At 67.5% G+C, this 25,578-nt stretch carries 19 protein-coding genes; 8 read left to right on the top strand and 11 right to left on the bottom strand.

Translation table 11 applies throughout. From position 1 onward, the window contains the following. Window positions 1–24: 24 nt before the first annotated feature. From NTY77_18970 to NTY77_18980, 3 genes are read right to left on the bottom strand one after another with little or no spacing between them, the layout of a single operon-like run. Window positions 25–918, bottom strand: coding sequence for a hypothetical protein (locus NTY77_18970; protein ID MCX5797577.1), 894 nt, complete (start codon window positions 916–918; stop codon window positions 25–27). Then, window positions 915–1,451: a hypothetical protein gene (locus tag NTY77_18975; GenBank protein ID MCX5797578.1), complete on the bottom strand. Its 537-nt coding sequence runs from the start codon at window positions 1,449–1,451 to the stop codon at window positions 915–917. The genes NTY77_18970 and NTY77_18975 overlap by 4 nt, the downstream gene beginning before the upstream one ends. Before the next feature lie 28 nt (window positions 1,452–1,479). Beyond that, a complete protein-coding gene (locus NTY77_18980; protein ID MCX5797579.1) occupies window positions 1,480–2,181 on the bottom strand; it encodes a hypothetical protein in 702 nt (233 codons plus the stop codon). A gap of 128 nt (window positions 2,182–2,309) precedes the next feature. Here NTY77_18980 and NTY77_18985 point away from each other — a divergent pair, with 128 nt between their 5' ends. Continuing rightward, complete coding sequence (locus tag NTY77_18985) at window positions 2,310–3,704, top strand: hypothetical protein (GenBank protein ID MCX5797580.1); 1,395 nt, start codon at window positions 2,310–2,312, stop codon at window positions 3,702–3,704. A gap of 28 nt (window positions 3,705–3,732) precedes the next feature. Here NTY77_18985 and NTY77_18990 read toward each other — a convergent pair whose 3' ends face one another. From NTY77_18990 to NTY77_19010, 5 genes are all read right to left on the bottom strand, one after another. After that, on the bottom strand, window positions 3,733–3,996 hold the full coding sequence (locus tag NTY77_18990; GenBank protein MCX5797581.1) for a hypothetical protein: 264 nt from the start codon (window positions 3,994–3,996) through the stop codon (window positions 3,733–3,735). A 2-nt stretch (window positions 3,997–3,998) separates the two neighbouring features. After that, entirely contained in the window at window positions 3,999–5,525 is a 1,527-nt protein-coding gene (locus NTY77_18995; protein MCX5797582.1) for a hypothetical protein, read from the bottom strand. Between the two features lie 61 nt (window positions 5,526–5,586). Further along, window positions 5,587–6,879, bottom strand: coding sequence for a J domain-containing protein (locus NTY77_19000; protein ID MCX5797583.1), 1,293 nt, complete (start codon window positions 6,877–6,879; stop codon window positions 5,587–5,589). A gap of 509 nt (window positions 6,880–7,388) precedes the next feature. Continuing rightward, complete coding sequence (locus NTY77_19005; GenBank protein ID MCX5797584.1) at window positions 7,389–9,830, bottom strand: VIT domain-containing protein; 2,442 nt, start codon at window positions 9,828–9,830, stop codon at window positions 7,389–7,391. Between the two features lie 373 nt (window positions 9,831–10,203). Further along, window positions 10,204–10,929: a hypothetical protein gene (locus NTY77_19010; GenBank protein ID MCX5797585.1), complete on the bottom strand. Its 726-nt coding sequence runs from the start codon at window positions 10,927–10,929 to the stop codon at window positions 10,204–10,206. 77 nt (window positions 10,930–11,006) lie between these two features. Here NTY77_19010 and NTY77_19015 point away from each other — a divergent pair, with 77 nt between their 5' ends. From NTY77_19015 to NTY77_19025, 3 genes are all read left to right on the top strand, one after another. Then, entirely contained in the window at window positions 11,007–11,921 is a 915-nt protein-coding gene (locus NTY77_19015; GenBank protein ID MCX5797586.1) for a cation diffusion facilitator family transporter, read from the top strand. Continuing rightward, window positions 11,918–12,910, top strand: coding sequence for a WD40 repeat domain-containing protein (locus tag NTY77_19020; GenBank protein ID MCX5797587.1), 993 nt, complete (start codon window positions 11,918–11,920; stop codon window positions 12,908–12,910). Before NTY77_19015 ends, NTY77_19020 begins: the two co-directional genes overlap by 4 nt. A gap of 153 nt (window positions 12,911–13,063) precedes the next feature. Beyond that, window positions 13,064–14,149 carry a C45 family autoproteolytic acyltransferase/hydrolase gene (locus NTY77_19025; GenBank protein MCX5797588.1) on the top strand — a complete coding sequence of 362 codons (1,086 nt, stop codon included), beginning with the start codon at window positions 13,064–13,066 and terminating at the stop codon, window positions 14,147–14,149. A gap of 494 nt (window positions 14,150–14,643) precedes the next feature. Here NTY77_19025 and NTY77_19030 read toward each other — a convergent pair whose 3' ends face one another. Genes NTY77_19030 through NTY77_19040 form a run of 3 tightly spaced genes read right to left on the bottom strand, consistent with a single transcriptional unit; the run spans window position 14,644 to window position 18,394 of the window. Then, window positions 14,644–16,119 (bottom strand): formylglycine-generating enzyme family protein, encoded by a 1,476-nt coding sequence (locus tag NTY77_19030; protein MCX5797589.1) that lies wholly within the window; start codon window positions 16,117–16,119, stop codon window positions 14,644–14,646. A gap of 8 nt (window positions 16,120–16,127) precedes the next feature. Continuing rightward, on the bottom strand, window positions 16,128–16,574 hold the full coding sequence (locus tag NTY77_19035) for a cyclic nucleotide-binding domain-containing protein (protein MCX5797590.1): 447 nt from the start codon (window positions 16,572–16,574) through the stop codon (window positions 16,128–16,130). Continuing rightward, a complete protein-coding gene (locus NTY77_19040; protein ID MCX5797591.1) occupies window positions 16,574–18,394 on the bottom strand; it encodes a tetratricopeptide repeat protein in 1,821 nt (606 codons plus the stop codon). The genes NTY77_19035 and NTY77_19040 overlap by 1 nt, the downstream gene beginning before the upstream one ends. Before the next feature lie 68 nt (window positions 18,395–18,462). Between NTY77_19040 and NTY77_19045 the strand changes: the two genes are divergently transcribed. From NTY77_19045 to NTY77_19060, 4 genes are all read left to right on the top strand, one after another. Next, on the top strand, window positions 18,463–19,245 hold the full coding sequence (locus NTY77_19045; protein MCX5797592.1) for a hypothetical protein: 783 nt from the start codon (window positions 18,463–18,465) through the stop codon (window positions 19,243–19,245). A gap of 42 nt (window positions 19,246–19,287) precedes the next feature. Further along, window positions 19,288–20,412, top strand: a complete 1,125-nt coding sequence (locus NTY77_19050) for a hypothetical protein (GenBank protein ID MCX5797593.1) — start codon at window positions 19,288–19,290, stop codon at window positions 20,410–20,412. Between the two features lie 10 nt (window positions 20,413–20,422). Next, entirely contained in the window at window positions 20,423–21,163 is a 741-nt protein-coding gene (locus NTY77_19055; protein MCX5797594.1) for a hypothetical protein, read from the top strand. Between the two features lie 80 nt (window positions 21,164–21,243). Continuing rightward, the gene (locus NTY77_19060; protein ID MCX5797595.1) at window positions 21,244–25,578 is read left to right on the top strand and encodes a hypothetical protein; all 4,335 of its coding nucleotides are present in this window, start codon (window positions 21,244–21,246) and stop codon (window positions 25,576–25,578) included.

Consider the following 25,578-nt stretch of genomic DNA (forward strand, 5'->3'; position numbering starts at 1 on the left):
TTCATGAAGGCCTCCGCTGCGATCTCACTTGCCCTTCCCCGGCGCCGCGGACGGCTTCAGCGCGGCGATGGGGAAGGCCTGGTTAAGAGCGTCGAACATCCCGCGGTAGTCTTCGGAGAGGAGCCGGCGCTGCTCGGCGAAATGCCGACGCGCCTCGTCCTGCGCCTCCCTGGCCTCGACCGCGGTCAGAGGCCGCGGCTGGCACAAGGGCGGGATCCCGGCGGGATGCGGCCCGTAGTCGCAGGCCCGGGCCTCTCCGGCGGCGAGCGCATGGGCGGCCTTGCGCTCGAGCTCCGCGATGGCCGCCAGGCCCCGGTCGCGCAGCGCCTGCGCCGAGGCCGCGTAAAGACGGAAGTCTTCGAGCGGCGGCTCCTGGGCGGAGCGGCTGAGCTCGGTCTCGAAGATCCTGTAGGAGATGACCGAGCCCAGGCGGACGACGGCCGCGGGCACCTTCCACCTTTCCGTGTATGAGCGCAGGTCCAGGACGAAGCCCTCGCCCACCACGTTGCGGCCGCCGAGGGAGAGGTAGAACTCGACCCCCCAGCCCGCCTTGGGCGGGACCCAGCGGGACTGGACGCCGAAGCCGAAGGTCTTGGGGAAGGAGTCCCCGTAGCAGAGCGTGTAGAGCGCGATGGCGTGCTGGTCCCGGGCATCGCCCGCAGCTTCGGTGATTTGGCAGTCGTCCCGCGCCCCTTGGCCCGCGCACCAGCTGGCCTTATAGAAGGCCCCGCTGCGCGCGTAGGGATGATGGCGCCAGCCCGCCGCGGCGAACCCGCGCACGGCCGCGTCAACGCGCCTGAGCAGAGCCGCATGCGCGGGGTCGGCGAAGGATAGGGCGTCGAGAGGGGAGGTCATGTCCATAGGGCCGGCCGCAGCCAAGCCCGCCAGCAAGGCCGCCAGCCAGACTGCTGTCGTCACCGGGTGCCTAGATCGGCCAGGCCGCCCATCCATTGCTCGAACACCGAGTCGGTCGTGATCCAGTCGCCCGTGTCGATCAATTTGATCGAAGACTTATCATCCTGTCGCGGAACGAGGTAGATTATGCGGCACATCTTCCTCCGCACAAAATATGTCTTGGTCCTCCGGCCCGCGATGTCAGCCCGAAGCAAGGTGCGGCGGCACAGGGCCCCGTGGATCTCGACCCGGTCCCGGAACAAGACGATCTTTTTCTGCAGTGCCCCCAGCACCAGGTAGAGACCCGGCATAGCGACCAAAAGGGCGACGACCATCCCGGGTTCACGGTCGATATAGCGCAGATACAGCATCCGGCCCACCCCGCCAGCGGCCGGGATCAAAAAAAGCCCTCCCAGGCACATCACGAGGATTCTCCAAGCCAGGTTAGCCCGATAGGTGCGAGGGTGGTCCGGCTTGCTTTGGCCGACCTCGTCAGCAGAGTTCACGATTCCCCCCAAGATCACGAGATACCCGCCAGGCCCGTAGAAGGCCGGCAAGGGCTCATCGTACCAATTTGAGCCGGACTCATCCTCCCAGTCTTGTCAGCTCCCCGAGATAGGCCTGGAGCTTATCGTAATCCGAAGGCTGGGAATCGAAACGGAGCAGCACGGATTCTCCATCGAAAACCAATTCCTGGACGCCGCAACCTGCGCCGCGAGCGAACATCCCGAGCTCATCCTCGGAGAATATCCCGCGCACATCGCTTCCGGCCGGGCCGACCGCGACATCGATACCGAAGCTATTCAGTCCCGGCGGCAGCTTCAGCATCTCCAGCCCCGGCTTCAGGGACTCCACGCTCTGCGCGACCCTTTGCAGCACGCGCAGGATCGGATTATTTTCTCGGAGTGTGATGCCGACGTTTTTCGCGGAATCCCGTCGGAATGGCAAGAGGCATTGCATGCAGAAAGGTCTGGGGGAGCGGCTATGCCGCCCGGATCCGGCTGCGCAAAATGATACAGGCCATCTGGCAGTGAAGAAGAATACGGCTTTGCCGTTTATGATGGCCTGGAACGGACTCATGCATGCCGATGGCCTGGGAGTATTGCCATTCTCCCCATCCGGCTGCATCTTGAGAACAGGGATCGCCCCTGCATCGCAGGCCGCGAAACCGTTGTCTCGCAGGAAAGCCTTCCTGCCGCCTATTTTCGCCGCTCCCCGGATGATCGCGACAAGAATGCCAAAAAACAGCAGCAGGAAGATCAAAAGCATGCCGCTGAGAATGACCATCCCCATAATTCTGTCGCTATATTACCAAATGCTCCGGAGTGACCCCTGGTTCTCGCCTAGGCGGCCCGGCCATTGACAGCGAGAGGTTCTTCTGGTAGTTTTGACAACAGCAAGACGATGAGGAGGGAATGCATGAGAGCTTTCGCCGCGTCCAGGAAGTGAAGATGCTGGCCTGCGCCGTCTTGATCGTGTCCTGCGCCGCCGCGAGCGCGGCTCCTGCCGAGCCCCGGGCCGACTCCTTCTACCAGGCCATACTCAAGAAGAAGGGCCTGGAGGAGAAGCGGGACCTCGGCCGGCGTCTGGGACGCCTGCGGACACCCGAGGCCAAGGAGCTGCTCCTCAAGCTGCTCGGCGAGCGGTCCTATTGGGACCAGTTGGCGGCGGTGGACGGGCTCCTGCTCTTCGAGGACGGTCCCGTCTACGCCAGGCTGGTCCAGGAGCTGCTGCGCAACCACATGGTCGAAGACCAGGTCTCCCAGGGCCTGCGCCGGCACGGGGCCGCCGCCTTCCCGGCCCTGGCCGAGGCGTACCGCTCGCCCATCGACAAGGACGGGCGGGCCAAGGTCCTGGCGGCCATGGCCGGCGCGCGGGCGCCCGCGGGCGAAAAGTTCCTCAAGGAGATCGTGGCCGACGCCGAGTCCGAAGACCGGGGCCAGGCCATGCGGCTGATCATCCTGGACTATCCGGCCAACGACTCTTTCATAAGGAAGCTGAGCGCGGACCCGGCTCTGCGCCCCCAGGTCCTCGACTACATCTGCAAGAACGGCTCCGCCGGCGACCTGCCCCGGTTCACCGACATCCTCGCCCGCAGCCGGGACGCGGTCGAGCTCGTCATCGCCTACCGCGCGGTGCGCCGATGGGGAGACAGCCCTCTCCAGAAGGATGTCTACCGAAGCTCTTTGCGGGCCGGCGACGAGTCTTTGGTCCGCGGCGGGCTGCGCGTATTCAAAGAGGTCCGCTCCGATGAGCTCCGGGGCGAATTGTCCCGCGTCGTCCGACAGGCCTCGTCCCAGGACACCCGGATGCTGGCCGGAGAGCGGCTGGCCGACTACTCCGAATCGGACGTGGTGCCTTACCTGGTCCCCTTGCTGCAGGAGGAATACTCCGTGACCCAGCCGAGCCTGTCGCGCGCCATCGCCGGAGTCCTTTCCGCCGGCATCTCGGACGCGCTGGACAGCTACAACGAGCATTTCAACCGGAAGGTCTTCGACGGCCAACGAGAGAGTATCCTCGGCGGCTTGCGCCGCATCGCCAGGACCGACAATGGGACGTCATACGACCGGTGGCTGGATTGGGCCGTCGCCGACGGCTACACGGTCAAGGGCCGGAATCTGATCCAAGACCTGTTCTCGGGGTATCCGGAGAAGCGCGGCCGCGCCGTGGTCAGCGCGGTCAAGCTGCTGGGCTACCGGGATCTCGACGAGTTCTCCCGGAAGAACGGCTCCGCCTCCGGCTCCGAGCTCTCCCTGCGCCTGGCCCGCATGCTGACGGACAAGGGCTATCCCAAAGACGAGAAGTTCTAGAGTGTGAGCTCCGGCCGGACTTAAGGGGCTACTGGTCCGAGGAGGTCCCCGGCGGCGCGCTCAGGCGCAGCTTCTTCTTCTGGCCGGCTTCCTTGCAGGAATCCATGCAGAGCTGGCTCAGCTTGTCGCAGTTGAAGTCCATGCCGCAGCGCGAACGCTCCTCGATGCACTTACCGCGGCAGTCCAGGACCTTGTCCATGTCCTGACGGCCCACAGGCCCGTATTCCACGCAGCCTTGCAGGGCCAGCATGCCGGCTGCAGAGAGTCCGAGAAGAATGAGGCGGATGCCCATGTTCAAGGCTTGCGCTGCACGCAGAAATCCTCGTCGCGCGAGTCTTTCCGGTCGCCTTTGGCTCCCAGGCTGCAGAGCTTGAAGCCGCGGCCGTCAGGAGCGGCTTCATACTCGAACGGCTTGCCGGTGACCGGGTCGGCCAGGTGAGCCGCGGCCAGCCAGCGCGGGCTCAGCGCATCCAGGGAATTCGGGTACCGGCCGGAACCGGCGCGGTACTGCTCGGCCGCCGACATAAGCAGAGCCAGCCGCGCCCAGGCCTTGGCCTCCCGCTCCCTGACCCACAGGCTGGAGAGCTGCCTCGGGATGAGGACTCGGGCGAAGATATCCGCCCACGCGGTCTCTTGGAACCGGTCGTCCGCGCGTGCCGAGTCCTCCCGCGCCATATGGGTCACGTACTGCGCCCATCTCAGGCAGCTGGCATCGAAGGCCCCGCTCCAGACCGCCAGCCGGTCGAGCCAAGCGACGACGCGCGCGCCCGACTGGGAAGAGGGCATGGGTTCGAACAGGTCGAACTGGGTATTCCCGCGGGCCAACTGCGGCTCGCAGGCGTTCCGGATGTCGAAGACCAAAGCCACCTCCGTCTGCATGCCTTCCTGTACCAGGCGGTTGTCCTGGAGGGATGCCAGCCTCCCGGAGATGTTCCGGGGAACGCTCAGGACAGGATGATTGAGCATGACCGTCATGGAGGCCTGCGCGCCGCCTCGGCGCAGCGCCACCGCGACCATCTTGGCGAGCAGGGTGCGGTCCTGCGCCACGAGGTCGGCCATGGAGAATAATTTATCCATCCGTTCCCAAGCCTGGGACATGCGGCCTTGCTCCGCCAAGTCCAGGGCGCTCAGTCTGATGACGCTTCCCATGCTGATCAACGGGACGCTCTTGGGCCAGGAGGCATGCACCGGGTCGCGGGCCGTCGCGAGATAATCGATCTTGGCGAAACGGTGATGCCTGGCCAGGATGGGCAGGATATCGCGGGAGATCACGGCCTCATAATGGGCCGCGACCTCATGCGCATCCTTGCGTATGCCGGCATCCCAGCGCTTCACGCCGGAGGCTCCCGGCCGCGGCTTGCTGTTGAGGAACTTGGGGTCGAACTTGGCCAGGGCCCGGGTCAAGTCCGGATAGGCATAGTCCTCATCCGGATAGGATTCCTGGAACTGCGCCACGCTCAAGGGCAGGCCCTGGGCCTTGAGGCCGTCTTTGAAGGAGTCGAACCTCGCGTGCTGGACGCGGTGCGCGCCCCACATGATGAGCCGCACGCCCAGAGCCAGGGCCAGCAGCTGCAGGGCCGCCGTCGCGAGCCCGCGCGGGGTGAAACCCCGCACGAAGCTCCGGATGAAATAGCCCAAGGAGACGGCCACGGCGATGGCCAGCGTCGTCCAGCCGGTGGCCGCGGCGGAGAGCCCGGGCGACAGCATGAGCACGGTCATCACGGCCAGCCCCGTCAAGACGAGCCAGGCCGCTGCGAAGAGGAGCGTCACGAGGCCTCCCACAGCGCGTCCGGCGAGAAGCCCCTTCAATTTGGTCCACATGCGCGAGATTCTACTTCTTTCCCCTTATGGATTTCAGGAGCAGGCCGATGCGGGGCCGGGGTCAGCGTTTGGCGGCGCCGAAGTCGGTCCAGGTCCAGGGGCGCCAGTCGCTGGCTTTGGCCTGGGCGGGAGACGTCTTCGCCAGCGTGATATCGTATGCGGCGCGTTTCTTGGGGTCGGAGAGCGCGGCATAGGCCTCCTGGATGTTCTGGAAGTCCTTGGTCATCTTCTTGATGACCGCCGCACCCTCGTTGCTGTGCTTGTCCGGGTGATATAACATGACGGCCTTGCGATAGGCCGCCTTGATCTCATCCGCCGACATATCCTTGGCGGCCCCGATCCTTTCGTAGAAATTCCTCGCATCGGGCCTGGGCTGGAGCGCCGGCGGCGCGGGAGGCGCCTGCGGCTTCACGGTAGCGCCGCGGTCGTTCGACTTCGCCCCGATCCATTCGCGGAAATCCTGCCGCTCGGCTTTCGGCTTGGGCGGCTCCTCCTTTGGCTTGGCGGAATCCTTGCGGTCGCCCGGCTTCGCCCCGGCCTTCTCTTGGGGATCGCTCCCCTCGGGTTTTGGCGGGGGCGGCTCCTTCGGCTTGGCGGAATCCCCTTGGTCGCTCGGCTTCGCCGCGGCTGCCTGCTTGTATGCGTGAAGCACCCACTCGTCGGGCATCCTCCGCTGGCTGCCTGGCAGGGAAGCTCCCGCCGCGACCTCGTCGGAGGATCTCGTGCGGCGCAGGAAGTCGCCCGCGATGCTCTGGGCATGCCCCATGGTCGCCTGGGAGGCCAGGTGCCTGACGATGCTCGCCTTCTCTTGCACGCTAGGGCCGTAGACCCCGAAGCGTTCGAGCTCGGCGGCTGCCGCGCCGAGCTCCGCCCCCTCGATCTGCCCGTAGGCGACCCCAAGGGCGACCTGCTGGGCGCGCGCTTGCACGGCCTTGGTCACCTCCGGGATGGCCGCCTGGTAGGCGTTCTCCAGCTCCTTCGACAATGCCGCGAGCTCATCCGAGCCTTCCCCGGGCTGGCGCAGGGCGACGGTCAAGCGAGCCTCGAAACCCGCGGGCAGCTGCGCGCCCAGCGCGCCCATGGCGCGCAGGTCCAGGTCCGACTCCGGGGAGTACACGCTGACGGCCCGGAAGGACGGGATCTGCGAGACCAGGCTTGCGCCGGTCGGCGTGCTCATGAAGCGTTGTACGCCGGTCAGCAAGGACGAAGACGCCGGGGCGAAGGGCGGGGCCCAATTCGTGCGGCCCCCCGCCGCCGAACCCCTCATCTGGGCGACCGCCTGTCCCCCGGCGGCGATGAAGAACGCCGCTGAGAGAAGGATGCCCAGAGCCCGCCCCGGATTTCCCGGCCTCATATCGCTTTTCTTGGTTGTTTGGGAGGGACACCGACCCGCACTTGAAGTGTAATAGCGGTCCTTGATTCTGTCAAGGAGTCGACGCCTCAACTTCACCCACATTTCTCCGTTGCCGTTGCAGGAGGTTCCGGCGCACAGCACCGGAACCCGCCCGCCGCAGGTGCCCAAGAGGGGCTGATCATTAGCCTGTATGATTTCGCGCCGACGAGGAAAGGGCGGCACCGGGGCTGGCGCGGCGAACGCCGCGCCAGCCGCGAGAAGCATGCCTGGGCATGCGGGATTCCCTACACTTTCTGAAAATTTCTGCTGGATTTTATGACGCAATTCACATCGCGCGCGCGATGCGAATTATGATTATTAATTCAGCAGAATTTTTGCAAAAACGAAGGCTCGCGATGAACCCCCAACATCTCACAAGAAGTGGGTGAGGTCGTGGTCGGCGCTGCATGGTCAGGCGAGAACGGCCGCCGGAATCGTTTTCCGGCGGCCGCGCCGCCCGACGAATAGGGCTATTTTATAGCCTTGAGCACAGCGGTCAAGGCCTCGTATTCCCGGATCACGTAGCCTTTCCAGAGCCCGCCGTCCTGGAGGGCCTTTTTGACCGCCGACGCGCAGTCCGCCCCTGACGTCTGGGCCTTGAGCGCGCTCCAAGCCAGGTTGAGGGCCTCCTCGATGTCGGATCCCAATGCCGACCGGGCCTTGGCCAAAGCGAGGAGGGCCAGCGCCTGCTCTGCGGCCTTGACCGCGTCCGCGCCGGGCTCGTGGAACGCCCCCTGCGCGTCCTGGAGCGCGATGAGCTTGCGGGCCAAAGACGCGGACGGCGCCGCCAACAGTTCCCGCGCCAGCTTGTCCACCATGGCGGGCGCCTGAGTCCGGGCCGGCACGGGCGGGGTGGCGGGCCCGGGCATGAAGATGGGCTGGCCCGCGTCCGGGCGTCTCTGCCTCATCGTCTTATACATCCGGCCCGACGCCTCTGAAGCGCCAGCCGGGGCGGCCATGTTCTGATACATCCCGGAGGATCCGCCGGCGCCTCTCACCGCCGAGACCGCCGCGCCGCCGAAGAATCCCTCGTGCACCGTGCCCTCGGGTATCGGCGCCTCCACCGGCACGACCATGGGCTTCTGGCCCTTGGCCACGGTGGGGGTCTCATCGACGGCCACGAAGGAGGTGAAGCGCGAGACCAGCTTGTGCTTGAGCGCGAGCTCCGTGATCTGGTTCTCGACCGTCTCGTTCTTCCCCTGGTAGCACTGCCGCTCGAGCTCGGTTATGCGGGACCGGGCCCAGAGCGGGCCCATGGGCTCATGCTTGGGCGCCTGGTCCGGCAGATCCACCTCCACCGGCATGCTCCAGGCCTTGCCGTTGAGCTTGCCCTGGAGGGTGATCGTCGCCTTACCGGGCGTCTCGTAGCGCCCGTGGATGAACACGGGCTGTCCCGCGAAGAGGTCCGGGACGTACAGCGGGGAAGGGTCGAGCACCTTGAGGCCGTTCCAGTCCACGGAGAGGTCGGTCAGGTAGGGCTTGGCGATGCGGTCGTAGAAGCCGCTGATGACCTTCTCCAGCTTGGCTTGCCGCTCATCCTGCCGCACGTATTGGACGGAGCCCTTGCCCATGACCGCGAGCTCCTCGAGCAGGTAGCGGTTGGGCGCGGAGCCCACGCCCAGCGGGAAGATGCGGGAGTTGTTGAGGTGCTCCCTGACGTAGGCGAGGATCTGGCTCTCGTTGCCGATGAAGCCGTCGGTCATGAAGAGCACGATGCGCAGGCGCGCCGGGTCCTTGGGGGCCTCCAGCACCTGGCGGATGGCGTCGAGCATCTCGGTCCCGCCGCCGCCGCTCAAGGAGTTGATGGCCTCCCGGGCCCGGGCCACGTTCTCCGGGGTGTTGGGCTGGGGCTTGTCGAAGACCAGCCGGTTGCCGGCGGAGAAGGCCAGGATCTGGAAGGTGTCCTGGGGGTTCATCTGGTCCAGGCAGTGCCGGGCCAGCTCCTTGGAGGTCTCCACCGGGAAGCCGCTCATGGAGCCGGAGACGTCCAGGGCGAAGACCAGCTCCTTGGGCGTGATCTGGGAGAGCGGGAAGTCCGCCTTGGGCTGGATCATGAGGGTGAGGTAGCCTTCCGGTCCGGTCTTGTGCGCCAGGACCGCGGTCTGCACGGGCTTGTCCTTGGGCTGGTAGGTCAGGATGAAGTCCTTGTTGGGGATGCTGTCCTCCGGGCTCAAGGTGACCGCGGCCTTGGTGTCGCCGTCGAGGTCCACGCTCACGTCGTGGGACTTGGACTTGATGTCCTGCACGGCTATGCCCGCGTCGAGCCGGACCGTGAGCGTGATGTTGCGCCCGGGCCGCGCCCCGGGGCGCACCGGCGGCGGGGTGATGCGGCCGGCGTCCGGGACCGCGTCGCCCTTGGGGATGTAGCGCGGCCCCACCACCATGGGGAAGACGAAGGTGTAGACCTTGGCTTCGTACTTGAGGGTCTGGAGGTAGCGGAGCTTGACCGTGATCGACTGGCCCGGAGGGATGTTGGCCACCGACTGGGTGAAGATGTTGGGCCGCTCCTGGTCGAGCAGGGCCGCGGTCTTGCCCTCGAGCTTGGCCTTCTCGTATATCTCCTTGGCCTCGGCCCGCTTCTTGATGAGACCCTTGATGACCCGGTCGGCCACGGTCAGCGTCATCTCGTTGACCGCGGCGTTCTCCGGCAAGGGGAAGACGTATACGGCCTCGATGGGCTTCTCGGCCGGGTTCTGGAAGACCTGCGTGACCTCGACGTCGGCCACGAAGCCCGATATTCTGGCCTTCACGTCCGTGCTCTTGAGGGGCAGTATCCTGGGCGCCTCGGCCGCGCCTTCCGACTTGATCTGGAGCGAGCCCTCGCCAAGATCCTGCTGCGCCGCCAGCGGCGCCGCCAGCGCCGCGGCCAGGAACGCCGCCGCCGCGACCTTCGTCAGATTCTCCATTTTCATGCCCCACCTCCAGGCCTGCGGCCGATGTGACACCGGCCCCGGGATAATGTTCCCGGACCTTCAGGCATGATATCAAAAGCCGTCCATCCGAGTACCCATGACGGAACGCAGGTCTTGACTAATCCTGATATCCGGTTATACTCACTGAGTCGGGCGTTCGTGCGCATGTCCTGAGTCCGGCGTCGTCGACGTGGTCGGTAGCGAGAAGCGAGTTCGGCGGATCGTGCGTCGCGTTCGTGGCCGGTGCCGCATCGGACCGTGCGTAAGCAGGCGTTCGTCGCAGTCGCGGTGTGTGCCGGACTCAGGACCAGGTCGTATACTCTGGGGCGCCCAGGCAGTCGATAGAACGACGCTTGCCTGGGCGCCTCGCTCTTTATGGGCCGCCGGGGGTCTCCACCTCGGCCAGCAGCCTCTTGAGCGACAGAAGGTCCTGGCCCAGCTTCCCCGCGCAGGCCGAGAGCGCCGTGTTCCAGGCCGCCCGCGCCGCGCCTTTCAGACCCTGGCGATACAAGGCCATGCCCCGGCCGATCTGGGCCAGCCCCGCCGACGAGCCGAAGTGGTCCACCCCGGCGAATTCCTGGGCGGCCATGTCCGGAGAGCCGTCCAGGAGCCGGATGGCTCCGCGGACCACCGGGGTATGTTGGAAGCTGACTGCCACCCCGGCGGCGTCCTTTGATCCGTTGGCCGCCATCTCGGCGAAGAGCAGCAGCAGCAGCAGCTTCAGGAAATGCGCCTCGACGTCCTGGGCGACGCAGTCGGCCGCGCGGCCCCAGGACTCCATCGTCTGCGTGAGCCGGTCCTGGTCCTGCCCGGAGAGCAAGGCGACGATCCGGGCGAAATGGGCCTCGAAGAGGTCGGGCTTGGCCGCGATCGCCGCGTCAGCGTCCTTCAGGGCTCCGGGGACATCCCGCTTCATCCGCTTGAGCAGACTGCGGTAGGCCAGGGCCTTGGCCTTGGTCTGCGGGCAGCGGGCGGCCTGGTCCAGGGCGGAGGCCGCTTCAGCGATCCGCCGCTGCCACAGCTTGGTCCGCCCCTCCCGGACCAGGCGCTCGGCGGCCTCGGCGTCCGGCGGCTTCATGAAGAGGTCGAGGATGCCCATGGCTGAATCCTACAAAATCCGGTCCCGGGGCCCGGTGACCTCTTTCCTGCGGAGGCCATCTTATCTACAATCCTAGGATGAACGCGCCGGACAAGAAGTCAGGCGACGCCAAGGAGAGCCTCCTAGGCCAGAGCGTCCTCATCGAGCTCGCCGGCCTGGTCATCGAAGTCGCGGCCGCCCTCCAGTCGAATTCCCTCTCGCTTTACGCCGACCTTATCCAAGAAGGCGTGGAGACCTTGGCCACGATCGTGGCCTGGGGCACTTTGCGCCATCTGCGCCGGCACCACTATGAGTTCGATTTCGGGCTCGGCAAGGTGGAGAGCCTCCTGGGCCTGGTGGTCGCCGGAGGCATGGCCGTCTCCGTCTACTCCATCGCCCATGAGGCCCTGGCGCGCCTGGCCGCGCCGCAGCCCCTGGAAAAGGTCGGCCTCGGGCTGGCCATGATCGTCGCCTGGATCGGCGTGGACGGCTATTACTGGTGGAAGTTCGTCCAGCTCGACCGCCAGCACCCCTCGCCCGTGCTGGAAGCCACCGGGAAATCCTACCGGGCCGGCACCGTGGTCTGCGTGGCGCTCACCGCCACGCTCCTGGCCGGCAAGCTCCTGGAGGACCATCCCTGGGCCCTGTACATCGACCCCCTCGTCTCCCTCGGCTACGCGGTCTACATGCTGAAGACGATCTACGAGATCACGGCCCGCGCCCTCGGCGACCTGACGGACTGCACTCTCGACGAGACCCTCCAGCTGGCCATCGTGCGCGAGCTGGCCCGCTTCTTCCACGACTACAGGCTGCTGCACGACGTGAAGTCGCGCCGCTCCGGGGGGACCGTGCAGATCGAGCTGCACCTGGAGTTCCACCCGGACCAGAAGATGTCCGAGGTCTACGAAGTGTCCGAGCGCATGAGCGCGAGCCTGCAGGCCAAGATCCGCGGCAGCCGGGTGATCATCGTGCCCGCGCGGCGCAAGACCGCACCCCAACGGAGAGAACCATGAAACGCCCCTCTTTTCCCCTCGCCGCCGCGGCGCTGCTCGGCCTGTCTTTGAGCGCCTCGGCCAAGTCGAAGCCTTCGGGCATCTGGTACGGCCACACCGACGGCGTCGTCTATCTGGCCTTCTCCCCCGACGGGACCAAGGCGCTCTCCGGCAGCGGCGACAAGACCGTCCGGCTCTGGGACGTGGCCACCGGCGAGCTCCTGTCCACATTCGAGGGCCACGCGACCCCGGTCGCGGCCGTGGCCTTCTCCACCGACGCCAAGACCGCGCTCTCCGCCAGCGACCAGCTCTGCCTGCGGTCCTGGGACATCGCCACGGGCGAGCCGGTCCTCTCCACGCCGGGGCAGGCCGCCTTCATCTACGCCGCGCAATTCTCCCCGGACGGCGCGAAGGTGATCTCCGGCGGGAGCGACCGCACCCTGCGGCTCTGGGACGCGAAGTCCGGCAAGGAGCTCTCCTATTGGCCGGGCTATACGGACTACATCCAGACCGTGGCCTTCTCCCAGGACGGGACCCGGGCTCTGGTCGGCGGCGGCACCACGGAGATCCGGGATGTGGCCAGCGGCAAGATCCTCGTGTTCCTCGCGTCGCCGCTGGGATTGGTCTACGACGTCGACCTTTCCCCGGATGGGAAGCTCGCCCTGACCGGAGGCTGGGACGGGAGCATCCGGCTCTGGGACGCGGCGACCGGGGACGAGAAAGCCATCTGGAAGGGGCACAGCGCGGCCGTGGCCTGGTGCTCCTTCTCCCCGGACGGGACCTTGGTCATCTCCGGGAGCTACGACAACACGGTCCGGCTCTGGGACGTGGCCACGGGCCGATGCATCAAGGTCTGGACCGGCCACACCGGCCGGGTCAATGCCGTGGCCTTCTCGCCGGACGGACGGCTGGCCCTCTCCGGCAGCGATGACCGCACTCTGCGTCTCTGGGATGTGAGCCGCGCGCTCGCCGACTTCCGGGCCAAGCCGCCCGAAAAGACCGCGCCCTGACCGCGCGGAAGAACAGGAGGGATGTCCATGAAACGCTCTATGCGATGGTTCCTGGCAACCGCCTTGTCGCTGGCCTCGCTAGCGCCAGGCTATGCCGGCGATGACGCCCCCGCTCCGCCTCCGATGAGATCGTTCGAGGGCGGCAAGCTCTACATGTCTCCCCGCGGGAAGTTCTACATCGCGGAGCTCCACGGCAATTTCCGGCAGATGGGCAGGCAGTACGGCAATCTCTTGGGCGAACAGATCCAGGCCTTCTACCGGGAAGTCTATGACGAGGGCATCTTGAAGATGCCTAAAGCGAACTTCGCGGAGCTGGCGCAGTCGGGGGAGGCCTATTATGCCTCCATGCCGCAGATGTTCAAAGAGTTCGTCGATGGCGTCGCGGAGACCAACGGGCTCAACGCTGAGAAGACAAGGATACAGACGGCGACGGTGCTGATCCTGGCCATGTCGGGCTGCAGCAGCCTGTCAGCCTGGGGGGACTATACCGGCGGAGGACCTCTTGTGGTGGGCCGGAACCTGGACCTTGCGAGCAAGAGTCTCGGAAAGTATGCCAAGTACTGGAACGTCCTGATATGGAATCCGGAAGGATACGGCCACTCTGTCGCCCATATCGATTATGTGGGCGGTCTTTTCTACCAGACCGCCTTCAACAGCAAGGGCATATTCCTGGAGCTTCAGAACGGGCAGGCCTCGGACAAGGAGACCCCGAAGGACAGAGAGAACACCAATCACGCGCTTCTCGCCTCTTTGTTCAGCGCCTCATCCATGGCGGATATGGAGAATTTCTTCCAGACGACACGCCCGCAAGCCGGGCTGATCATGAACGCCTCTTCGCCTGAGAAAAGCGTCATCTATGAATGGGCGACGTTCCGGACCGTGCGCCGGGAGGGCCCTGGCCTCATCTCCGCATCCAACGACTTCCTCGACCCGTCCTGGAAGGAATACAAGGTGCCGTACTTCAACAAGAAGAATGAAGGGGTAGGACAAACCTATACGAGAAGAACGAACCTGCTCGATCTTGGACGGAAATCAAAAGGCAAGATGACCCCGCAGGCCATGATGCGGATATTCGACACCCCGATCCCCCAGGGAGGCGCGACGTTCCCGGACGATGGGGTCGTCAGGTCGATCTATCAGGTCGTGGCTGTGCCGGCGGAACTGAAGATGTGGCTCAAGGTGCGCGGGTACTCGGAATGGGAGGAGATCGATCTTAAAAAATATTTCCAGGCCCCGTAGAACGGACGGATGACGGGACCTGGGTCTTGACGAATCGCGGTATCCGGCTATACTCCTTGAGTCGGACGTTCGTGTGCCTGTCCTGAGTCCGGTGTCGTCGAAGTGGTCGGTAACGAGAAGTGGTTCAACGGACCGTACGCCGAGGTCGTGGCCGTCGCCGCATCGGGCCGTGCGTAAGTCGCCGTTGCAGTCGCGGTGCGTTCCGGACTCAGGACGGGTCGTCCGGCAGACTCTGAGGCGCCAAGGCAGTCGATAGAACGACGCTTGCCTTGGCGCCTCACTTTGTCATAGGCCTTTAGACCCAGAGCCCGCTTCCCCCCATGGCCCTGGGGCCGGACCCGGCCCCGCCCTATACTGAACATGAAGGGCATCACCCTCCTACCCGAGCGGCACCTTCCGACATCGTTCCGGAAGAGTCCCGCAAGGGATCCCGGGTGACAGCCGAGCCGAAGAGGACGCCCCTCCAAGGCTTAACGAATAGTCCGCCTCCAGACTCAGGGAGGCGGACTTTTTTCTGGGAGGTCGGATTGCGCCAGGCGGAACCCGACGTCGCTGGCGCGTTTGCCCGCGTCGCGGGAGCCGCGGGCGGCGGAGCGCAGGGAGGCGGCGCCGTAGCTCCAGGCGCCGCCCCGGATGACCCGCTCCGGGCCGGCCGCTGCTTCCCAGGCGCTGCCGTCCCTCGGCGCCTCGCTGTAGGTGTCGTGATACCGGTCCTGCACCCACTGCCACGCATCGCCCGCCATGTCGCAAAGTCCTTGCCGGGTATTGCCCTCGGGCTTCGAGCAGACCGGCCAGGTGGAGGCTTTGCCGCAGCCGGTCCGGCTGGCCTGAGGCCAACGCGAGTCATCGAACACCGCCAGCCTGCAGGTCGCCTCATCATCGCCCCAAGGATACTTCAGCCGCTCGCCCCGTCCGCGGGCCGCGTACTCCCATTCCGCCTCGGTGGGCAGCCTGCCTCCGGCCCAGCGGGCGAAGGCTTGCGCCTGGTCCCAATCCACGCCGACCGCGGGCTGGCCGCCGCCCTTGAACTTGTCGCCGCGGTCCGCGGGCGCGGCGCAGGCCCCGGCTTGGACGCAAGCCTGGTATTGCTTGTTCGTCACGAGCGTCCGGGCCAGCCGGAAGGTCCGCACACTGACCCGGTGCCGCGGCAAGGAGGACGGGCCGAGGTCGGTGGCGCCCATGACGAAGCTTCCGCCCGCGATGGTCACCCAGTCGATCGCCGCCAGCGCGCCGGCGTCCTCGGGGCTCAGCATCTCCTGGGGCAGGAACGGCAGGAGCTCGTCGATATGGGGGTCGTCCTCGGGGTCCTTGCCGTACGCTTTGACGAAAGCGGCCGCGAACCTCCTCTTGTCCCCCGCATCGACATCGGCCAGGGCCAGGAGCTTGCTCAGCCGGGACCAGTCCTGGTCCCGGAGCTTCGCGCGCTGGCGCCTGACCTCATCCACCGCGGCCAGCTCGACCGCGTAGCGCTGCCATTCCCGGGCCTGCGCCAGAGCCGTCGGCGCGTAGGCGGGCCAGCTCTTGGCCAGCTCCAGCCAGGCGGCCCTTTTCTCGTCCGGGGCCGCGCCGCTGCCTTCCTTCTCCAGGACTGCGTCGAGCGTCCGCGCCGCCGCGTATTCTTCCCACTGCGCGGCGCGGTTCTGGCAGGCGCCCGCCAAGGCCTGGACTTGGCGCCCCAGGCCGCGCCAGCGGGCCGCCTTCTCCTGGGGCGGCGCGTCGCTGTCCTCGAAATGCGCCACCGCGTCGTACTCCTTGAGCCCGGCCGCATCCACGTTCTCGAAATGGAAGCTCTCGGCGCGGCCCGCCTCCACCGGCAGCTCGGCGCGCGGCCGGCTCCAGGCGCCGGCCGTCGCCGGTGCGGCGGCCGCGGGCAGCTCGGGCAAAGGACTGACCTGGAACTCGGCGGCGCCCGCGGCCGCGGGCCAGCCCGACAGCGCGGCGGCGACGAGGAGATCGGCGATGCCTTTCATGTCCAGGGCTACCCGCCGGAGCGCTTCCGGGCCACGGCCTGGACCTCCGCGGCGATATCGGGGTGACGTTCCAGCATGATCGCGAAGTCGATGGACGCGAGGACGAGGCAGACGGTCGGCTCGACGCAGACGACGGTCGCCGCGCGCGGCCGGTCGCGGATCAGCGCGATCTCGCCGAAGAATTCGCCGGGGCCCATCGTGCCGATGACCTTGGGCGCGAAGAACCCCGGGAACCGCGCCTCCGCCCGGCCGGAGCGCACGAGGTAGAACTCGCTGCCCTCGGCGTCCTTCTTGAAGACGGTCTCGCCGGCCTCGAATTCGACGGCCTTCGTGAAGCAGAGGACCTCGCGCAGCTGGGCGTCGGTGAGCGTCTGGAAGAACTCGACGTCGCGCAGGGCCGCGACGAACGCGTCGGCGTCCGGTCCGGCGGCGAGGCCCTGGATGAGGATCTTCATCAGGAGTAGGTGGGCGGCTCGGGAGGCCGCCGGAACTGCCTGAGCCTCCATACGGCCAGCCCGGCCAGGACCCCGCCCAAAGCCAGACCCACGGCCAGGGGCCGGGCCCGGGACGGGCCCCGCAGGGGGCGGCCGGCCTGCTCCAGGGCGGCGATCCTCCTTTCGTCGGCGGCGCTGCCCGCGGCGTCGCCCAGCTGCCGCCGCGCCAGGAGGCGCTGGCGGAAGGCCTCGATGCGCTCGCCTCCGACAGCGATGGCCGCGGAGGCGTCCGCCTCGGACCGGCCCCAATCCTTGAGGTGGAGATAGGCCAACGACCGCGCCAGCAGGGCGTCGGCGGCCCGGGGCTGCAGGCGCAGGGCCTCGGTCGCCGCGGCTATCGCCTCGTCATAGCGCCCCTGCACCCGGTAGGCCGCGGCGCTCACGATGAAGGCCAGGTGATTGCCGCGGTCCAAAGACACGGCGCGCGCGGCCAGGCGCAGGGCCTCGCGCGTGTCGCCCACGGCGAGCCTCTCGCGGGCCTGGCGCGCGACGTCGAGAGACTGAGGCGAGATCCCGGCATAGAGGGAAGGGACCTCGGGCGGAGCCGGCTCGGCCGGGCCAGCGGGCGAGCCCACCGCCTCCGGACGCGCCGCGATGCTCCGGGCCAGGCCCAGGGCCGGGGAGCCTTCGGGCGCCAGGCGCGCGGCCGCGCGGGCGTCGGCGCGCGCCTCGGGCGCGCGGCCGCTGCGAGCCTGCGACCAGGCCCGCTCCATGAGCGCGGCCAAGGCCGCGTCCATCTCCTTCTCCAAGGCCGCGGTCTCGTCCTGGACCGCGTCCTCGTGGCGGCCCGCGGCGTCCAAAGCCTTGCCGCGCAGGATGAGGGGCTCGGGTCCGGAGGCGCCGCTGCCCATGGCGGCGGTCGCGGCCTGGGCGGCTCCGTCGGCGTCGCCCAGGCGCAGCTTGGCCGCGGCCGCCTCGGTCAGGGCCGCGGCCTTATAGCGGTCCGCGGAGCTGGTCCCGACTTCGGCCGCGGCGCCGGGGCCCGGGCCTGCGCGCGCGCCCGGCGCCGGACCGGCCGCGGCTCCGCCCAAAGCGCCCGGGTCGCCGGCCTGGTCGAAGCGCGCGTCCTTGGCGCGGCCGGCGTCCTTGGGCAGCGCCTGGGGCGCGAGCAGGCTCACCAAGGACTTGGCGGTCTTGTCCTCGGGGGAGACCTTGAGCACGGACTTGGCGTCGCTCAAGGCCGCGGCGCGCTCGCCCAGAGCGTTGTTGGCCAAGGCGCGCGCTCCCATGGCCTGGCTGTTGCCCGGGTCGGACTTGAGGGCCTTGTCGGCGAACTTGCGCGCCCCGGCGAAGTCGCCCTTGGCCAGAGCGCTCTTGGCCGCGGCCGTGTTGGCGGCGGGATTGTTGGGGTCCTGCTGGAGAGCGCGATTGATGAAGGGGTCGGCCGCGCCCCAGCCCGAGCCCGCCCCGCTCTTCTCGACGGCGTCGGCCCGGGCCAGCGCCGCCTCGCCGGCCGCGGCCGCGGGATCGGTCGGGGTCTCCGGAGCATCGGGCTTGGAGGCCGGGGTGTCAGTTTTCGGGGCCTTCTCCGGAGTGGCCGCCGGCTGCGGCTGCGGCTCGGGCTCTCCGTTGAGCTTGCGGCGCTGGGCCTCCAGGCCTTTGAGCTCGTTCCGGAGGAGCGTCTTGGCCCCGTCGCTCTTGGCGATGGTCAGCGCGTCCTCGACGATCTCGATGTTGGACTGCAGCGCCGCCAGCTGCTCCTGCTTGTCGTCGGCCAGGCCCGGCATCGTCAGGCAGAGCAGCAGCGCGGCCAGCGCCGAGATGCGGGGGGGGTTTCTCACCGGCATATCCTGGCCTAAGTGTATTACAGGTTGCCGATGCCGTCAAGGGAGTATGCTATCATGCGCTCATGATGACCACCGCCATGCTCGGCCTCCTCGCCGTCGCCGGACCGCTCTGCGCCAGCCCCAAGGCGACGGAACCGTCCCGGGAGCAGGTCGAAGCCAAGATCACCGCCATCTACGCCCAGATGCGCGAGCTCCGCGCGCAAAGCCCGTTCACCGAGCCCGAGCCCCGCAAGGCGCTCGAGCGGATCGTCGCGCAGCCGGCCAGCTGCAAGGGCCGCTCCGACGACAAATACTGCCGGCTCTACCTGGAAGTGCTGGCCAAGAAATCCGGGCTCAAGCCCGACGACGTCTTCGCCGCGTTCACGGCCGAAGAGATCATGCGATACAAGCTCCTGCGCACGGTGACCGGCTCCACGGGGGATATCCGCGTGTTCCACAAGCTGGCGCAGGCGGCGGGACTCAAGGACTGGCGGGTGGGCACCGTCGAGAAGAAGTCCTATGCCGCCGGCTGCTACGAGGGCGGCGCCAAGCTCAAGCGCAAGAAGCTCGACACCCCCCGCAACGGGCACGGGGCCATGGCCGTGCGCTGGGGCGGCAAGTGGCGGCTGCTCGACACCAGCGCCTATGACGGACCCCGCTACGCCCAGGCCGGACCCGAGCCGCTCCATGAGCTGGCCGTGGACAAGCCGGAGGAACTCCTGGGCCGCGAGGTCTACTTCGGCCTCCCCATGGACCCCTATCTCGCGACCGCGGTCTCGGAGAGTCCGGATCGGGCGTTCACCCTGAAGGCCGTCGAGAAGGATATGGGCTCGGACTGCCGGTTCGACGCCCCGCCGGCGCCGTAGCACCCCCTTGACAATGGGCGGTTCCGGGCCAACACTAGGGTCATGTCTACCCTGACCAAGAATCCGGCCGCGCTCCCCTGCCTCTGCCTCCTGCTCCTGGCCCTGCCGGCGTCCGCGCAAGTCCCGCCCCAGGCCAAGACCGATCCCCAGAAGCCCGCGACCGAGGACAAGATCCGCGCCGCGCTGATCTCATGCATGAAGGTCGGCGCCGAGCCGGAAGGCCGCAAGGTCTGCGCTCGGGCCCTGAAGGCCTCCAAGGCGCTCGCCAAGACCCGGCAGCTGCCCAAGCATGAAGAGACGGCGAATCAGGTCGAGGCGTTCATGGCGTCTTTGGACAGATCCTCCGGCACGAAGACCGGGGCCCAGTTGGAAGCCGATTTCGACGCCATCGCCAAAGGCCTGCCCGTGCGCGAGTTCAAGCCCGAGTATGTCAAGTATTTCGCGCCGCCGGCCCCGCCCCAGGCGGCCGGCGCGGCGGGCGCCGCCAAGAAGCCCGAGGCGCCGGGGAAGCTGGGGCCTCAGGAGGAAAAGGCCCTGCTGGTGGGGCCTGAAAAGGAAAAGGCACTGAAGGCCGATGAGGACAGCATGGCCCAGGCTCTGCTTCCGACCAAGAAGGAAGAAAGCCTCCCCGCCTCGCCGGCGAAGGCCGAGGAGCCGTGGCGGGCGGACGCCCAGGAGATGTACAAGATCTGGACCTGCCGCCACCCGCGGACCGCGGACATGGCCCTCTGCGAATTCGCGGCGCGCGAGCTGAGCGCCCACAACATCCCCTGGCGGATCGCGCTGGCCAATTGGGACTTTGCCACGGACCTCCTGCCCTCCCACCGCTATTCCAAGGGCGGCATGACGGCCGAAGGATTGACCGACGCGTCATGGACATGGTGCAAGGGCCACCGCGAAGTCGTGCGGGGACTGCTCGGCCGCCCCGGGGAGCGCTCGGACCTGTACAACCCCCGGGCGAGCATCCTGTGGTGGATCGCCGAATACGAGGAACATGCGCAGAAGATGGGGAAGAAAGCCGACCCGTGGCGGGTCGCTGCCGGCGTATTCCTCCCCGCCGCGCCCTATAGCGACCGCGCGGAGGACGAGATGCGGGGTTGGAAGGATGTCGCCGCGAAGCAGGACCGCTGCCTCGTCCCAGCCAAGAAATCCAAGAAAGGACCCTGAGGTTCACCCCATGAAGGATTTCGCCGCCCTGGCCTTGCTCTTCACCATCCCGGTCCTGGCTCCGCTGGCGCGCGCCGCGGAACAACCCGTGCGCGGCGCCCCCGTCCCCGGCGTCAAGGTCGACTGCAACTCATCGGAGGTCATGGCCCAGATCTACGGGCCTCTCAAGACCGTAGCCAAGAACGAAGCCTATTTCCAAACGGCCGGCGCCGGCAAGCTGGAGCCGCTCTACGCCAGCCTCGGCGAGACGCTGCAGACGGCCAGGGCCTGCGTGAAGAGCCTGCCCGTCTTCCCCGAGCTGCCGCTGGGAGACATCGATCCCCGTCACGAGTGGATAGACATCCAGAACAAGGCGGATTTCATCCGGACCGCCATCAGGCTGCGTCTGGACCAGGGCAAGTCCGCCTGGGACGAGGACCGGAGCTACCGCCGCGCCCTGGACGTCATGCACGACGCCAGAAGCGCCAAGGACCCGGACCGCGCCTTGGTCCTGGCCGATCAGAGCCTGACCCTGCTCGACGGGCTCAGCGACGGGTTCATGGCGTACAATAGCCGCGTCGTCAAAGCCATCGGCAGCCTATGCGACGACGCCAAGAGGATCATTGAGCCTCCCCCGCCTTTCGAGGACGAAGAGAGCCCCCGGCGCCCCGAGGTCAAGAAACCGCCGACGGACGAGAAGCTCTCGGCCGAGGTGCTTGCCAAAGCCCGGCGCATCAAGCAGCGCGACGCGCGGCTGAGCGTCCCCGAGTAGGTCTCGACGTCCGGAACGCCGGAACGCCTTGACAGTGCCGGCCGGCGGGGCTACACTTGGCGATAGTCCCCCTATCCTCGATGAAGCGCCGAGTCCTGGCGGCCCTGCTGTCCTCCATCTCCTTGTTCCTGGCGGGCACCGCCGGCTTCTGCGCCGCCCAAACCGAGAAGGCCGCGGCCGAACAAGCCTTCACCGAGAAGCTGACCACCGCCCTGGCGACCCTGCAGTCCGATTTCGCGGCGGCAGGGCTTGAGCCCTCTCCCCTCCCCGCACTCAAGGATGAGTTCGCGAAGATACACACCTCGTCGCCGGTGCTGGCCGGCCTCTGGAAGTCCTGCGAGAAGATATCCCATGGATATGAGGCTTTCCGGTCCGATTTCCTGACCATCCCCGCCGAAGACCTCGGCCAGCGGGTCCAGGACCTGGGCCGGGATATGGGCGTGCCGGAGGAGACCGTCAAGACCGAGGTCGTCCCCCGGTATCGCAGGCTCCAGGCCGCCTGCCTGCAGGCCAAGCTCACCTGGAGCCAGGGGGGCCTGCGCAAGCCCGACGGCTCGGCCCTGACGGACGCGGAGCGCCAGCGCCTGCGCGACGGCGGGGGCTCGAATTGGAAGCAGGTCCTGGTCTCGTACTCTCCCCTGCCGACCCTGCTCAAAGCCGGCGCCTGGCTGTCCAAGCCCGACACTCCGGGGGAAGCCGAGACTCCGAAGCCTCCCGCGGCCGAGGCCCCGAAGGAGGCGGTTCCCAAGAAGAAGGCTCCCGACGGGATCCGGCTCTCCGCGGAGGACCTCCGCGCGCTGATGGCGGGCAAGGGCTCCGAAGCCCTGCCGGAGGGAAGCCTCGATCCCGAGAAGCTCGCGTCCTATTCCCGCTTCCTCCAGGACTTGGCCCGGCCCGACTTCCCACTGGCGAAGGCGCTGGGACCGTGCGCGGTGGCCTCCGGCGTCATCAGCGGCGGCAAGCTCGAGCTCGCCCTGACCGGCTGCTCCGCCCAGCGGCTCGTCGCCATCCACCAGTGGCATATGCCTTTCCAGGTCCTGGTCTTCTCGGGAGGCCAGGCTCCGGAGAAGTGGGAGCTCAGAGGGGCCGCGAAGATCGACCGCTACCGCCCTGTTGAAAAGGACGGGGTCCTGACCTACGAGCATGACATGGAGTACCGTTCCGATGAGGAGGGCGGGAGCTGGCGGGCCGCGGCCACGCCCCGGGCCGAGCCCGCGCCGAAGCAAGAGCCGACCAGCCTCGGCAAGCTCAAAGACAGGGGCCAGTCAGGACTCCAGACCCTAGGCGCCGCTGCGGCCCCGGTGTTCGACAAGTTCCAGGGAGCCTTGTACTACCTCGCGGCCGTGGGCCCCACCGGCCGGGACGTCAAGAACCCGGAGCAGCGCGCCGCCGTCAACGTCTTCAACCAGCACTACTCCGATGCGCAGGCCGAGGCGAAACTGAAGGGAGCGGAATTGAAAGACAAGGAGCAGCTCCTGGCCCTGTATCGCTCCGCGATGGAGAAGCTCAAGGACAACCCCTCGGGCCGCCGCTTCATGGAACAGCGCCTCGATGAACGGGTCCGGGAGGAGCGCAAAAAGCTCTACGGCGAAGGGGCGGAGGAAGTCGCGGAGATCGCGGCCAAACAGGCGGTCACGGACGAGGAAAAGGCTTTCGCCGCAGCCGGCAAGTACGGGGTCGGCAACCTGACCAAGAACCTGATGGAGAACGGCGCGGCCGCGTGGGAGGACGGCGACAAGTTCAAAGCCGCGGCCTACTTCCTGGCGGCCGGAGCTCTGACCTATTCCGAGACCCGCGGCGTGGGCGGGGTGATCGGCGGGGCGACGACGCCGCTCAAGATGGGGGCCGCGCTCAAGTCCCCCCTCCTGGCCAAGATGCTAGCCGGGACGGAGCAATCCTTCTTCCTGCTGCCCATGGGAGACCAGGTGCTGGAGAAGACCGCGGCTCTCGCCCAAGCCCTGGGCAAGGGCGACGACCGCCGAGCCAAAGAGCAGGCCGGCGACCTCTATCTGATCGGCGCCGGCATGGTGCCCATGGCCAAGGCCCTGCGCGCCAAGCCCGGCTCCGAAAAAGAGACGAAAGCGGCCAAGGCCGAGCCCAAGAAGACGAGCCCCCAGCCGCCGGCCGAGCTGAAGCGCTACGCCGATGTCCCGCAGATCGACCTGGCCCGCGATTTCAAGTCTTTCAACGAGACCGGCAGCCAGGGCGTCATCTACCAGAGCCCGGCCGATCCCAACACCGTGGTCAAGTTCTTCAAGTCCCAGTCGGTCACGCAGGCGCACGTCCAGGAGCTCGTCCGGATCAACGAGCAGCTGCGCGCGCGGGGCGTGCCCGTGGTCAAGATGGAGCTGGTCCAGAACGCGGACGGCGCCTTGGGCGTCCGCATGCCCCGCGTCCAGGGCCGCCCGCTGCTCAGCGTCATCAACAAGCTCAACCCCGGCGACTCGATGACGGACCGCACCGCGAGCGGCCTGCAGCGCCAGGCCTTCGAGACCCTGGGCCGCATCGACGCGGTCACGGAACAGCTGACGGGAAAGAAGCTCGCGGACCGGCGCCAAGGGTTCCTGAACAACGACGAGGATTTCGCCAACTTCATGGTGGCCGGCGGCAAGCTCGTCGACATCGATCCCCTCGACATCACGCGGGTCAAGGAGGCCATGTCCGAGCCGGGCTACACCCCGGTCGCCCCCGCGCGGGCCGCGCCCGCGTCCCCGCCTTCGCAAGCGCTCACCGCGAGGCTGGCGGGCCTGCTTCATGACGAATGGCGGGCCCCCAGGAAGATCCCCGGCACGGAGCGCTACGAGCCCAGGATCAAGACCGGCGCGGACGGCAAGACGCAGGTCGACATCGCCAACCTGCCTTACGAGAAGCTGCCCGAGCAGTTCAAGGCCGAGAACCGCGAGTCGGCGCGGGTCACCATGGACCTCATCGCGGACCGGCTCCGGCGGCGCCAGCCGCTGGACGCCGAGTTCATCGAGAAGGCCAGCTCGGTCCTGCACGACAAGTGGGTGGAGCGCAACGCCTCGTGGGCGCCCGACGAGCAGAAGGTCCCGTTCGAGAAGCTGACCCCGGAGGAGGCGGAGAAGGACCGGGTCATCATCCGCAAGGGCGTGGACCTCTACCGGCAGCGCGCCGCCGCGACCGGCGACATCCCCGCAGCCCCGGCCAAGGCCGCGGGGTCGCAGACCCCCGAGTTCGAGACCAGCGCGAAGGCCAACAGCTCCCTGACCTTGGCCGATGCCGCGGTCCGCAAGCGCCTGGACGAGATCGCGGACACCCTGCGCGAGAAAGGCCTGCCGCCCCTCACCGCGGCCGAGGAATCGGAGATCGTCCAGAAACGACTCTACCGCGAGCTCAACCCGAAGAAAGGCAGCCCCGGCCGCAAGGAAGGCAAGGGCGGGTTCACCGTCTTCGACAACGACGCCGGGCTCACGCAGCTGCCCGAAGACCACCCGGCCATCATGGACCACCACGGGCGGTATTTCGACTCCGAGAAGCCCGAGGTCAACTCCACGATGAAGTTCCTGGACCACATCGAGGCCTTCCTGAAGGACCCGAAGAACCAGGACCTGACCGAGGAGCAGAAAGCCGCCCGGCTCAAGCAGGACTTCGCCCGGGTCTCGACCAACAACCTGGGCGACGGGGCCTGGTGCGTCTGGATCGCCAAGAACCTCGACCTCGTGGCCCGCGACCCCGCCCTGCGCCAGCGCATCCGCCTGGCTACCGGCTTCGAGGACTTCGGCTTCTTCGGCCCCAAGGCCTACGCGGACGCCAAGTCCGACCCCGCCCTGGCGCAGGCCATCGAGCTGCAGCAGTCCATATTCAAAGGCTACGACCAGATCCTGCGCAAGTATGGAGTCAAGGACTCCGACCGGTTCGACCGGCTTCCCGCCGCGAAGCAGCGTCGGCTGATGGACGAGACCCTTCAGTTCATAGGCCAGAGCCTCGACGACCCCGCCTTCCGCGGCCGCAACGCCAAAGCCTTCGCCGCGGAAGTCGAGCAGGCCCGGCAGAACGTGCGGGCCGCGGAGATCAAGCCCTCCGTCCCGGGCCTCGAGGACGTCTTCGTCTTCGACGCGGACAAGATCCCGGGCGGCGGCCTCTTCGCCAACTGGGGCGGCCCCCCGCTGGCGCACGGCAAGAGCCTGCAGCTCAGCTTCAAGGCGCTGGCCGAAGGCCGCACCCAGTTCATCCTGGCGGTCCCCAACGGGGCCCAGGCGCCGTCTCTCAAGCCCCTGGGAAGGGCCATCCAGAAGGCTCACGAGGCCAAAGCCCAAAAGATGGGCATCACGGACGACCTCGGGGCCGTGCTGGGCCGGGACGCCCTGCAGTTCTCCTTCTCCCCCGGACTGCTGCTCACACCCCAGGAGATCATGGGGGTGCTGGCGCGCCAGCGGCATCTGCCTTCTCCCTGA

This window comes from Elusimicrobiota bacterium, assembly GCA_026388095.1.
Classification (GTDB): Bacteria; Elusimicrobiota; Elusimicrobia; order UBA1565; family UBA9628; genus UBA9628.

Bases quoted from the DNA above. Each gene is read 5' to 3' on its own strand.
- NTY77_18980 (MCX5797579.1), bottom strand. From the start codon at position 2,181: ATGGTCATTCTCAGCGGCATGCTTTTGATCTTCCTGCTGCTGTTTTTT.
- NTY77_18985 (MCX5797580.1), top strand. From the start codon at position 2,310: ATGCATGAGAGCTTTCGCCGCGTCCAGGAAGTGAAGATGCTGGCCTGC.
- NTY77_18990 (MCX5797581.1), bottom strand. From the start codon at position 3,996: ATGGGCATCCGCCTCATTCTTCTCGGACTCTCTGCAGCCGGCATGCTG.
- NTY77_18995 (MCX5797582.1), bottom strand. From the start codon at position 5,525: ATGTGGACCAAATTGAAGGGGCTTCTCGCCGGACGCGCTGTGGGAGGC.
- NTY77_19000 (MCX5797583.1), bottom strand. From the start codon at position 6,879: ATGAGGCCGGGAAATCCGGGGCGGGCTCTGGGCATCCTTCTCTCAGCG.
- NTY77_19005 (MCX5797584.1), bottom strand. From the start codon at position 9,830: ATGAAAATGGAGAATCTGACGAAGGTCGCGGCGGCGGCGTTCCTGGCC.
- NTY77_19010 (MCX5797585.1), bottom strand. From the start codon at position 10,929: ATGGGCATCCTCGACCTCTTCATGAAGCCGCCGGACGCCGAGGCCGCC.
- NTY77_19015 (MCX5797586.1), top strand. From the start codon at position 11,007: ATGAACGCGCCGGACAAGAAGTCAGGCGACGCCAAGGAGAGCCTCCTA.
- NTY77_19020 (MCX5797587.1), top strand. From the start codon at position 11,918: ATGAAACGCCCCTCTTTTCCCCTCGCCGCCGCGGCGCTGCTCGGCCTG.
- NTY77_19025 (MCX5797588.1), top strand. From the start codon at position 13,064: ATGTCTCCCCGCGGGAAGTTCTACATCGCGGAGCTCCACGGCAATTTC.
- NTY77_19030 (MCX5797589.1), bottom strand. From the start codon at position 16,119: ATGAAAGGCATCGCCGATCTCCTCGTCGCCGCCGCGCTGTCGGGCTGG.
- NTY77_19035 (MCX5797590.1), bottom strand. From the start codon at position 16,574: ATGAAGATCCTCATCCAGGGCCTCGCCGCCGGACCGGACGCCGACGCG.
- NTY77_19045 (MCX5797592.1), top strand. From the start codon at position 18,463: ATGATGACCACCGCCATGCTCGGCCTCCTCGCCGTCGCCGGACCGCTC.
- NTY77_19050 (MCX5797593.1), top strand. From the start codon at position 19,288: ATGTCTACCCTGACCAAGAATCCGGCCGCGCTCCCCTGCCTCTGCCTC.
- NTY77_19055 (MCX5797594.1), top strand. From the start codon at position 20,423: ATGAAGGATTTCGCCGCCCTGGCCTTGCTCTTCACCATCCCGGTCCTG.
- NTY77_19060 (MCX5797595.1), top strand. From the start codon at position 21,244: ATGAAGCGCCGAGTCCTGGCGGCCCTGCTGTCCTCCATCTCCTTGTTC.